Origin of the sequence: Limimaricola cinnabarinus, assembly GCF_047631075.1 — a bacterium.
GTDB lineage: Bacteria > Pseudomonadota > Alphaproteobacteria > Rhodobacterales > Rhodobacteraceae > Limimaricola > Limimaricola cinnabarinus.
Genome location: NZ_JBLHYX010000016.1, coordinates 55,528 through 65,767 on the forward strand (window position 1 = coordinate 55,528; position 10,240 = coordinate 65,767).

Genomic DNA, 10,240 nt, shown 5'->3' on the forward strand with positions numbered 1-10,240 from the left:
CGGGGTTGCAATTGCAGCGCTGCATCAGCCGCGCCGCCTGCGCATCGCGCGTTCTTGGCGCGACGGCGGCGGGCCGCTAGGTTGGCCCGGCAGTGGCCCTGCCCGGGCGCGAGGGGATGAGACGGATGCGATTGACCTGCCCGAATTGCGGAGCCCAGTACGAGGTGGCCCGCGACGCCGTCCCGACCGAGGGGCGCGACGTGCAGTGCTCGAATTGCGGGCTCACATGGCTCGCCACACCCCAGCCCGAGAGCAAGGCCGATACCGGGGCCGCCGCGCCCGCGCCCCGCAGCACGATCACCCCGGAGATCGCCGAGATCCTGCGTGCCGAGGCCGAGCGCGAGGCCGCGGCGCGCCGCCGGGGAGGGGCCGCGGAGCCGGAAACCGCGGAAGCCGCTGCCGATGCGCCCAGCGTGCCGTTCGAAGCGGATCGAGAAACCGATACGGAACAAGACGATCCAGCGGCGGTCATGGAGGCCGAAGCGGGGCGGGATCTTCGCGAGGCGGGGGAACTGCCCGACGAAGATGACGAGGATGACCCGCAGGCCGAGGCTCCTCATATCGCCGAAGGGACGAAGGAGGGCGCGCCGGACAATTTCGACCGGCATCTGGATGAGGTCACCGAGGCTCTGCGCGCGTCTGACGCCCCCGACGACGCAACGCCCCCGGAGGCCGAGCCACGCTTCGACCCCTTCGACGAGGCGGAGGACGAAGAGGAGATCGACTTTGCCGCGGTCCTGTCGGCAAGCGCGTCTGCGGCCCCCGTTCCATCGCGCATCGACAGCCGCGATCTATGGGAGGAAGACGACGAGATCGATCTGACGCAAATCGCCCACGAGGACCTGCCCGATCCCACGCCCGCCGCATCCCGCCCGGACGAAGCGCAGGAGCGCGACGCCGAAGGTGTGGATGTCGGGGAGGAGGATGATGACATCGGCGAGGCCGACGCGTCGGACGATCCTGTCCCGGACGACTTGATGGAGCAGGGGGAGCCCGGCCTCCGCGATGAGCCGGTCGTGGTTCGAGGCGAAGCCTTGGGCGGGCCGGATGAGGATGACGAGGACTCCGAGCACGGCTTCGAGCGCGAGCGCGGGTATGAGCACGAGTTCAACGACGAAGACGGGTACGAAGACGAGGGGGACGAGGACGACCGGGCGAACGAGGAGGAAGAGGATCTCGCCGATCCGATCCTGATGGCCAGCCTCTCCGCCGAAGATCTGGAAGAGGTCGGCGCGTCGGACCCCCATCGCCCGGACCTGCCTTTGCAGGGTGACGTTGCGCATGGGGCTTTCGATGACGAGGATCGCGAGAATCACGGCGATCTCGCTGATACGGCGGAGGCGCCCACGCCCCCAGCTCCGGTCACCGCGCATGAGACCGCGCGGGAGCGCGCAAGCATGGCCGCCGCCTCGACCGGGGCGGTGACGCGGCGCGACCTGCTGCCCGACATCGAGGAGATCAACTCCAGCCTGCGCAGCACCGCGATGCGAAGCGGTCCGCCCCGGTCGACCGAAAATACCGACGTGCAGCGCGGTCGCGGGTTCCGGCTGGGGTTCGGCACGGTGCTGCTGATCGCAGTGGGTCTGGCGCTGATCTATGGCCATGCCGGGCGCATCGGCGCTGCGCTGCCGCCGCTCGAAGGCCCGCTCGAAAGCTATGCCATGGCGGTCGACGGGTTGCGCGGTCGGCTCGACACGTGGCTGCGCGGCCTGCTCGACACGATCGGCTAAGGCACGCCGGGTCGAGGCGTGTGCGATCAGAACAGGTCGAGCAGCCGTTCGAGGTAATCGCGCTCGGCCTGCGAGCGTTCGCGCTCGGCGGCGCGGCGGCGGATCTCGCCCAGAAGCTCCTCGGCCCGGCGGGCCGGATCGGTCCCGTCGAGCATGTCCTCCTGGGAGCCGACGCCGCCACGGTCGGCGGTGTCACGACCCAGCGGGTCGCGGCCGCCCGCGCCGTCGCCCGGCTGCGCGCCCTGTCCCGGCTGATCCGGTGTCTCGCTGTCGCCGCGCGCCAGCGCCTCGCCCAGTTCGCGCGCCGCGCCGCGCAGCGCCTCGGTGGCCTCGGCCTGCCGGTCGATTGCGCGGGCCAGATCGTCGGCACGCAGCGCCTCCTCGGCCTCGTCCATGGCGCGGCCCGCCCGGTCGAGCGCCGCGCCCGCCCGTTCGCCCGCCTCGCCACCAAGGCGCGGCAAAGCCCCACGCTGGCGCGCCAGCTCGTCGCGCAGTGCCTGCTGGCGGTCCGCGAGGCTGCCCTCGCCGCCGGGCTGCTGGTTCTGGCCTTCACCGGGTTGGCCCTGGCCGGGCTGTCCTTGACCAGGTTGACCCGGCGGCTGACCGGATTGCTGCCCCGGTTGACCCTGACCCTGTTGTTGCCCTGGATCACGGCCGTTGAAGCGGTCCTGCAGCTGACGGAAGGCCTCGTCCGACAACTCCTGCTGGTCACGCAAGCTGTCCTGAAGCTCCTGCATCGAACGCTGGCCCGGCGTCGACGGGCCCGAGCCGCCTTCGCCCTGTGCGACCTGCAGGTTCTCCATCATCCGGTTGAGCTGCTCCATAAGCTCCGCCGCCTCGGCCATGCGGCCCTCTTCCATCAGCTCCTGAATCCGGTCCATCAGCGCCTGCAGCTCGTCCTGCGTGACCTGCATGCTCTCGCCTTGGCTGGCCTGCGGCTCGTCGGTGCCGTCCTCGGGGGGCTGCGCGTTCTGGGCCAGCATGGCGAGGTAATCTTCGGTCGCGGCGCGCAGCTCGTCCATCAGCTCGGCGATCTCGTCGGCGCTGGCCCCGTCGCGCATCGCCTGCGCCAGACGTTCCTGCGCGCGCTGCAGGCGCGCCCGGGCATCCGCCAGCGTGCCGTCCTCGAGCTGCACGGCGAGATCCCACAGCGCCTGCGCGATCTCCTCCTGCGTCTCGGCCGACAGCCCCTCGGGTGCCCGGTGGGCCCGGTCGAGACGGCGCAGCGCCACGCGCAGCCGCAGATAGGTGGCGCGGTCCGGAAACACCTCGTCGGGGCGATGCGACACGGCGCGCAGCAGGTCGACGACGCGGCCCGCATTGGCGCGCGACCACAAGAGATCGCGCCGCTGCTCGGCCACGGCGCGGGCCACCGGCTGAAAGAAGCGGCGACCGGGCAGGGTGGTCGGATAGGGCTCCGACGCGCCGGTCTGGCCCGCCGCGTCGGTCACATCGAGGGTGATCCGCACGGGCAGGTTGGCGAAGGGATGCTCAGAGAAATCGCCCGCGAGGATCTCCTCGAATTCGGCGCGGTCGCCAGTATAGGGCATCGGCAGATCGACGGTCAGCGCAGGGCGTGGGTCCGGGGCGGTGCTCAGCCCGTGGCGGCGCTCGACCCCTTCGGCGTCGAGCGTGATCGTGGCGCTGCCCGAGACGACGCCATGATCGTCGCTCGCCCGGAAGGGCAGGGTCATCTGCCCCAGCCCGGCGGTCTCGACCGGGCCCGCGATCGAGACCCGCGGCGTCGCGTCGGGGATCGCGCGAAGCTGCCACTCCGCGCCACCTGGCCCGTTGACACGGATCTCTCCGTCGCGTGCCACGACAAAGCTCTGGGCCGGGTCGGAGGCGGCCGGAACCTCGTCGGTGCGCCCCGAGACGGTCTCGGACAGGGTCAGCGCCCCGACCTGCCCGTAAAGCCGCAAGGTGATGGTGCTGCCCACCGGGACCGCGAGCGGTCCGGGTGGCTGGTCGGGCAGGTAGAGCACCGGCTGGCCGGTATGAGCGGGCGGTTCGATCCAGCCTTCCCAGACCGGGCCCTGCGCCAAGGCATCACCGCCGCCCGGGGCAAGGCTGCCGACGCTGCCCAGCCGCCAGACCGAGCCGAACAGCAGCGCCACCACGAGAAACAGCAGCGCGATATAGCGCAGGCCGAAGGGATCGCGCGCGGCGAGGCGCAGATCCGGGCGGGCGGCGGGCGCGTCTTCGCTGCGCGCGCGCATCCGCGCCAGATGCGCGGCCCAAAGCGCCTCCGCGCCCACATCGCCGCGCCCGGTCGCCTGCGCATCGGTCAGGGCCGAGACCGGGCGGCCCGGCAAGCTGCGGTCGAGCCGGTCGATGGCGGCGGCGCGCGAGGGCCAGCGAAACCGCCATAGCCCCCAGCCCAGCCCCCCGAGCGCGCCCAAGATCGCCAGCACCCCCCAGCCCCAGAACGCCTCGACCGGCAGCCGATCCTGCCAGCCCGCGATCAGCGGCGCCAGCGCGAGGGCGATCACCGTCCAGAGTGGCCAGAAGGCGCGCAGCAGGCGTTCGGCAACCATCCCGGCGCGGGTGAGCGCGACGGGGCGTTTCAGATGCGACAGGGGATCGCGTGTCTCGGTCAGGGTGCCGGTGCTCCGTGCGGCGCGTCGAGGCGCGGTGGGTCCGTCTCCATCATAGCCATTCGGGAATGCTATCGCGCGCGATCATTTCCTCATAGCTCGGACGGCGGCGAATAACCGCGAATTGATCGCCCTGCACCAGCACCTCGGGCACCAGCGGTCGGGCGTTGTATTCGCTCGCCATGGCCGAGCCGTAGGCCCCGGCGGAGCGGAACGCCACCAGATCGCCTTCGCCCACAGGTGGTAGCTCGCGGCCCCGCGCGAAGGTGTCGCCGGTCTCACAGACGGGGCCGACGATGTCCCATGGCCTGGTCTCGGCCCCGGCCTCGGGTTCGATCACCGGCACGATGTCGTGATGCGCCTCGTACATGGCAGGGCGGATGAGGTCGTTCATCGCGGCGTCGAGAATGAGAAAATCGCGGCCTTCGCCGGACTTGGCATAGGTGACACGGCTCACCAAAAGGCCCGCGTTCCCCGCCACGAGGCGCCCCGGCTCGATCTCGATCTCGCAGCCCAGATGCCCGACGGTGCGCCGGATCAGCGCGCCATAATCGAAGGGCAGCGGCGGCGCCTCGTTCACCCGCTCGTAGGGGATGCCGAGGCCACCGCCGAGATCGAGGCGGCGGATGTCATGCCCGTCGGCGCGCAGCGTTTCAGTCAGCTCGGCCACCTTGGTGAAGGCCGCCTCGAAGGGCGCGAGCTCGGTCAGTTGGCTGCCGATATGCACGTCGATGCCGATCACCTCGATGCCCGGCAGCTTTGCCGCCATGGCATAGACCTCGCGGGCGCGGGCGATCGGGATGCCGAACTTGTTCTCGGATTTGCCGGTGGCGATCTTGGCGTGGGTCTTCGCATCCACGTCGGGGTTCACGCGGATGGTGATGGGCGCGGTCCGGCCCAGCGCGCTGGCCACGTCCGAGAGCGCCAGAAGCTCGGGCTCGCTCTCGACGTTGAACTGGCGGATGCCGCCCTCCAGCGTCATGCGCATCTCGTCGCGGGTCTTGCCGACGCCCGAGAACACGATGCGCTCGCCCGGCACGCCGGCGGCACGGGCGCGGGCGTATTCGCCGCCCGAGACGATGTCCATCCCGGCCCCGGCCTCGGCCAGAAGCTTGAGCACCGCGACATTGCCGAGCGACTTGACCGCGAAGCACACCAGATGCGGCATCCCGTCGAGCGCGTCTTCGAAGAGCTTCAGGTGCCGCAGCAGGGTGGCCGAGGAATAGACATAGACCGGCGTGCCGACCGAGGCCGCGATCTCGGAAATGGCGACGTCCTCGGCCATGAGCTGGCCGTTGCGATAGAGGAAATGGTCCAAGGTCTCGGCTCCGCTGGAATGGGTCCGCCGCGTCTTAGCAGATCGTGCCGCGATCCCAAGCCCCGCGATGGAGCCGGATCAGAGCGGCCGGGTGCGCAGGAACAGGTAGAGCGGCAGGCCGCAGCCCACGCCGATCAGCAGCGTCGCCGGGATCGCCAGCAGCGCCTCCCAGTTGCGGCGCACGCGCACCTCCGACAGGATCCACAGGACGAGCGCCACGGCGGCGATGGTCGCATCCCACAGCAGCCCCGTGGTGGCCGGGTTGGCCCGCCACGCGGAAAAGAGCCCGGACAGGGAGTAGCCGTTCTGAGCGACCCAGACGATGAACCAGCGCAGCGGGTGCAGCGCGCCCCAGACCGCCAGCGCCAGCCAGACCCACCTCACGGCGCGACCCCGAGGCGACGGCCGGTGTCGGTCTCGCCATACTCCAGCACCGCGCCCGGTGCCTCGGGCGCGCCGCCTGCGCCGCAGCCCGCCAGCAGCGCCAGCGCCAGAAGCGCCAGCCTCACTTCAGCGCGTCCCGCCAGCGCGCGATCTGGGCGCGGACATTGGCGGGTGCGGTGCCGCCATAGGCGGTGCGCGAGGCGACCGAGTTCTCGACTGTCAGCACGCCGAACACCTCATCGGTGATGCCGTCATGCACGGCCTTCATGTCATCGAGCGTGAGGTCGGGAAGGTCGCAGCCCTTTTCCTCGGCCCGCGCCACCAGAGATCCGGTGACGTGGTGCGCGTCGCGGAAGGGCAGGCCCAGCGCCCGCACCAGCCAGTCGGCGAGGTCGGTGGCGGTGGAAAAGCCCGAGGCCGCGGCGGCGCGCAGATTGTCGGGCTGCGCGGTCATGTCGGCGATCATCCCGGTCATTGCGGCGAGCGACAGCATCAGGTTGTCGGCGGCGTCGAAGACCTGCTCCTTGTCCTCCTGCATGTCCTTGCCATAGGCGAGCGGCAGCCCCTTCATCACCGTGAGCAGCGCGACATTGGCGCCGAGGATGCGGCCGATCTTGGCGCGGATCAACTCGGCGGCGTCGGGGTTGCGCTTTTGCGGCATGATCGAGGAGCCGGTGGACCAGCGGTCGGACATGGCGACGAAGCGGAACTGCGCCGAGGACCAGATCACCAGCTCCTCGGCGAGGCGCGACAGGTGCATGGCGCAGATCGTCGCCGAGGACAGGAATTCGAGCGCGAAGTCGCGGTCCGACACGGCATCGAGGCTGTTGGCCATGGGCCGGTCGAAGCCGAGCGCCTGCGCCGTCGCCTCGCGGTCGATCGGAAAGGAGGTCCCGGCGAGAGCCGCAGCCCCGAGGGGGCTTTCGTTCATCAGCGCGCGCGCATTGGCGAAACGGGTTCGATCGCGGCCGAACATCTCGACATAAGCCATCATGTGATGGCCCCAGGTGACGGGCTGCGCGGTCTGCAGATGGGTGAAGCCGGGCATCACCCAATCGGCCCCGGCCTCGGCCTGTCCGAGCAGCGCCTCGATCAGCGCGGTGAGCGCGTCCTGCGCGGTGTCGCATTGATCGCGCACCCAGAGCCGCAGGTCGGTCGCGACCTGATCGTTGCGCGACCGCGCCGTGTGCAGGCGCCCCGCAGGCTCGCCGATCAACTGCTTGAGCCGCGCCTCGACATTCATGTGGATGTCCTCGAGCGCGGTCGAGAATTCGAAACTGCCGGCTTCGATCTCTGACAAGACCGTGAGAAGGCCTTCCCTGATCGTTTCCGCATCCTTAGGCTCGATGATGCCCTGCGCCGCGAGCATCGCGGCATGGGCCCGGGATCCTTCGATGTCCTGCGGCGCAAGACGCCGGTCGTAGCCGATCGAGGCGTTGATCGCCTCCATGATCGCGTCCGGCCCGGCGGCGAAACGGCCGCCCCACATCGCGTTGGAGCTCTCGGTCATTCTATCGTCCTTGAAGGAAGTCACATGCGCAGCGTCGTTCTCATCGGTCTTTACATGGCGGCAACGAGCCTTGCAAACGCCGCCCCCGCCGACATCGAGGCCCTGCGCGAGGGCGACATGCGCAAGCTCGCGGTGCATGCCGAACCGCAGCGCGGCTCGGACGTGCCTTTCGAGAGCGAGGATGGCGGTGAGATCACGCTCGCCGATTACGAGGGCAAGCCGGTGCTGGTGAACTTTTGGGCCACGTGGTGCGCGCCCTGCCGGATCGAGATGCCGCAGCTCGCGGCGCTGCAGGACGAATATGGCGGCGAGGATTTCGAGGTCGTCACCATCGCCACGGGCCGTAATGATGCGGCCGGGATGGAGCGGTTCCTCACTGAAATCGGCGCCGAGGCCCTGCCGCGCCACAAGGACCCGCGGCAGGCGCTGGCGCGGGACATGGGCGTGCTGGGCCTTCCGGTGACGCTTCTTCTGGATGCCGGAGGGCAGGAGATCGGGCGGCTTCAGGGCGAGGCCGACTGGTCCTCCGACAGCGCGCGCGCCATCGTCGAGGCGCTGATTGCCCAAGGGCAGGATGGTTGAGGCGCCAGATTCGAGAGTTTCAGGAGTGAAGTGGCCCGAGGTCGCGGCGGCTTCACCCTGAAAATATTCCAGTCGATCGGGCGGAGCCGGTCGCTACTCAGGCGGTGCCCGAGGTGGGCGACAAGCTCAGCGGGTCTATGCCGAGCCCTTTGAGCGCGGCGGACCACTTGTGCTCGTTGGCGCGGCCGAAGACCACCGCGTGCTGCGCCTCGCCGATGAGCCAGCCGTTCTGCGCCAGTTCGTCCTCGAGCTGACCCGGCCCCCAGCCCGCATAACCCAGCGCCAGAAGCGAGGATTTGGGCCCACGCCCATGTGCGATGTCCTCCAGCACGTCGAGCGTCGCCGTCATCGCCGTGCCCTCGTCGACCTGCAGCGTGCCTTGGTCCGAGGAATAGTCGGTCGTGTGCAGCACGAAGCCGCGGCTCTCCTCGACCGGGCCGCCGATATGCACGCGGATGTCGCGTATGCCGGGATCGGAGGCGATTTCCAGCTGCTCCAGCAGATCCGAGAATCGCACCTCGGTTGCGGGCTTGTTGACGATGAGCCCCATCGCGCCTTCGTCGGAATGGGCGCAGATGAAGATCACCGCGTGATCGAAACGCGGATCGGCCATGCCGGGCATTGCGATGAGGAGCTTGCCGCTCAGATCGGGGTTCAGGGCTTCCATGCTTTCAGAATGTGGTGCGCGGGCAGCACGATCAAGGGGGTGCGCACGCGGCTCTCGCAGCGACGTGACTTTCCTTCGCTCCGCACCGGGGGCATCAATGCGCCCATGACCTGTCGCATGCCCCTTGCCCCGCTCGCCATCCTGCTTGCCCTCGCCACGCCCGTCGCAGCTCTTGCCGGTCCGGTGGACGACATCGTGCGGCTCGACATGCTGCCGGGCTGGCGGGCCGAGGATGGCACGCAGATGGCCGGGTTCCGGATCACCCTCGCGCCGGGCTGGAAGACCTACTGGCGCGCGCCGGGCGAGGCGGGAATTCCGCCACAGATAAACTGGAGCGGTTCCGAGAACGTCGCGGGGGTGGCGTTTCACTGGCCGGTGCCCGAGATCTTTCATATCGGCGGCTACGAGACCTATGGCTACTCCGATCAGGTGGTGCTGCCGGTCGCGATCGCGCCTGCGCGGACGGGGGCCCCGATGCGGATCGCGGGCCAACTCGAGATCGGCGTGTGTCAGGATGTCTGCGTGCCGGTGACGCTCGATTTCTCGGCCGATCTTCCGACCGGGGCGCGCCGCGATCCGGCCTTGGCGCTGGCGTTGGCCGACCGGGCGAAGACGCCTGCCGAAGCGGGGCTCGATCCGGCGCGCTGCGCCTTCGCCCCCGGTGCCGACGGCCTGTCGCTCACCGCGACGCTTCCCGCCGGGACCGACGCCGAGGCGGTGGTGATCGAGACAGGCGATCCGTCGCTCTGGGCCGCGCCGGTGCAGTTGCGTCGCGAGGGCGGCGCCATCGTCGCCAGCACGCGCATTTCGCATATCGCCCGCGCCCCGGTGGCGATCGACCGCTCGGCCCTCGTCCTCACGGCGATCGGCGGTGGCAAGGCGGTCGAGTTCCGAGGTTGCGCGCCCGCCTGAGGGCGGGCCGCCTCACTTGCGCCGCAAATGCTCGTCGAGGCGGGGCAGGATCTCTACGAAATTGCAGGGCTTGTGGCGGTAGTCGAGCTGGCGTTCGAGGATATCGTCCCAGGCGTCGCGGCAGGCGCCGGGGCTGCCGGGCAGGGCGAAGAGATAGGTGCCGTTCGCGACACCACCGGTGGCGCGGCTCTGCACGGCCGAGGTGCCGATCTTGTTCATCGAGACGATGGTGAAGACCGTGCCGAAAGCGTCGATCTCCTTTTCATAGACGTCGCGATGCGCCTCGACCGTCACGTCGCGGCCCGTCAGGCCGGTGCCGCCGGTGGAAATGACCACGTCGATGGCCGGGTCGGCGCACCAGTCCCGGAGCTTGGCGGCGATGGCGGCGCGGTCGTCGCGCAGGAGGTCGCGCGCAGCGAGGATGTGCCCGGCGGCCGTCAGCCGATCCACCAGCGTGTCGCCGGAGCGGTCGTCGGCGGCGTCGCGGGTGTCGCTCACCGTGAGGATGGCGATGCGGATGGGGAGAAAGTCACGGTCCAT

Annotated in this window: 10 protein-coding genes; 3 read left to right on the forward strand and 7 right to left on the reverse strand. The window is 69.9% G+C overall.

Annotated elements, in window-relative coordinates; genetic code table 11:
* The first annotated feature begins 164 nt into the window (after positions 1 to 164).
* Positions 165 to 1,730 (forward strand): hypothetical protein, encoded by a 1,566-nt coding sequence (locus ACJASC_RS13425; RefSeq protein ID WP_415146478.1) that lies wholly within the window; start codon positions 165 to 167, stop codon positions 1,728 to 1,730.
* Positions 1,731 to 1,756: 26 nt separating this feature from the next.
* Here ACJASC_RS13425 and ACJASC_RS13430 read toward each other — a convergent pair whose 3' ends face one another.
* The 5 genes from ACJASC_RS13430 to argH all read right to left on the reverse strand — a co-directional run bounded on the left by ACJASC_RS13430 (position 1,757) and on the right by argH (position 7,539).
* Positions 1,757 to 4,309, reverse strand: a complete 2,553-nt coding sequence (locus ACJASC_RS13430; protein ID WP_415146513.1) for a TIGR02302 family protein — start codon at positions 4,307 to 4,309, stop codon at positions 1,757 to 1,759.
* A 70-nt stretch (positions 4,310 to 4,379) separates the two neighbouring features.
* On the reverse strand, positions 4,380 to 5,645 hold the full coding sequence (lysA, locus tag ACJASC_RS13435) for a diaminopimelate decarboxylase (RefSeq protein ID WP_415146479.1): 1,266 nt from the start codon (positions 5,643 to 5,645) through the stop codon (positions 4,380 to 4,382).
* Positions 5,646 to 5,723: 78 nt separating this feature from the next.
* Positions 5,724 to 6,029 carry a DUF2834 domain-containing protein gene (locus ACJASC_RS13440; protein ID WP_415146480.1) on the reverse strand — a complete coding sequence of 102 codons (306 nt, stop codon included), beginning with the start codon at positions 6,027 to 6,029 and terminating at the stop codon, positions 5,724 to 5,726.
* Entirely contained in the window at positions 6,026 to 6,154 is a 129-nt protein-coding gene (locus ACJASC_RS13445; RefSeq protein WP_021693651.1) for a hypothetical protein, read from the reverse strand. The genes ACJASC_RS13440 and ACJASC_RS13445 overlap by 4 nt, the downstream gene beginning before the upstream one ends.
* Positions 6,151 to 7,539, reverse strand: a complete 1,389-nt coding sequence (gene argH / locus ACJASC_RS13450; protein WP_021693650.1) for an argininosuccinate lyase — start codon at positions 7,537 to 7,539, stop codon at positions 6,151 to 6,153. The genes ACJASC_RS13445 and argH overlap by 4 nt, the downstream gene beginning before the upstream one ends.
* A gap of 24 nt (positions 7,540 to 7,563) precedes the next feature.
* Here argH and ACJASC_RS13455 point away from each other — a divergent pair, with 24 nt between their 5' ends.
* The gene (locus ACJASC_RS13455; protein WP_415146481.1) at positions 7,564 to 8,121 is read left to right on the forward strand and encodes a TlpA family protein disulfide reductase; all 558 of its coding nucleotides are present in this window, start codon (positions 7,564 to 7,566) and stop codon (positions 8,119 to 8,121) included.
* A gap of 97 nt (positions 8,122 to 8,218) precedes the next feature.
* On the opposite strand, the gene ACJASC_RS13460 is transcribed toward ACJASC_RS13455, so the two are convergent.
* Positions 8,219 to 8,788 carry a YqgE/AlgH family protein gene (locus ACJASC_RS13460; RefSeq protein ID WP_415146482.1) on the reverse strand — a complete coding sequence of 190 codons (570 nt, stop codon included), beginning with the start codon at positions 8,786 to 8,788 and terminating at the stop codon, positions 8,219 to 8,221.
* 117 nt (positions 8,789 to 8,905) lie between these two features.
* On the opposite strand from ACJASC_RS13460, the gene ACJASC_RS13465 reads away from it, so the two are divergent.
* On the forward strand, positions 8,906 to 9,700 hold the full coding sequence (locus ACJASC_RS13465) for a protein-disulfide reductase DsbD domain-containing protein (RefSeq protein WP_415146483.1): 795 nt from the start codon (positions 8,906 to 8,908) through the stop codon (positions 9,698 to 9,700).
* Positions 9,701 to 9,712: 12 nt separating this feature from the next.
* On the opposite strand, the gene moaB is transcribed toward ACJASC_RS13465, so the two are convergent.
* A complete protein-coding gene (gene moaB, locus ACJASC_RS13470) occupies positions 9,713 to 10,240 on the reverse strand; it encodes a molybdenum cofactor biosynthesis protein B (protein ID WP_415146484.1) in 528 nt (175 codons plus the stop codon).

Excerpts from the sequence above, each read along its gene's own strand:
- argH (WP_021693650.1), bottom strand. The coding sequence starts at position 7,539 with ATGACCGAGAGCTCCAACGCGATGTGGGGCGGCCGTTTCGCCGCCGGG.
- ACJASC_RS13455 (WP_415146481.1), top strand. The coding sequence starts at position 7,564 with ATGCGCAGCGTCGTTCTCATCGGTCTTTACATGGCGGCAACGAGCCTT.
- ACJASC_RS13460 (WP_415146482.1), bottom strand. The coding sequence starts at position 8,788 with ATGGAAGCCCTGAACCCCGATCTGAGCGGCAAGCTCCTCATCGCAATG.
- ACJASC_RS13465 (WP_415146483.1), top strand. The coding sequence starts at position 8,906 with ATGCCCCTTGCCCCGCTCGCCATCCTGCTTGCCCTCGCCACGCCCGTC.
- moaB (WP_415146484.1), bottom strand. The coding sequence starts at position 10,240 with ATGGACCGTGACTTTCTCCCCATCCGCATCGCCATCCTCACGGTGAGC.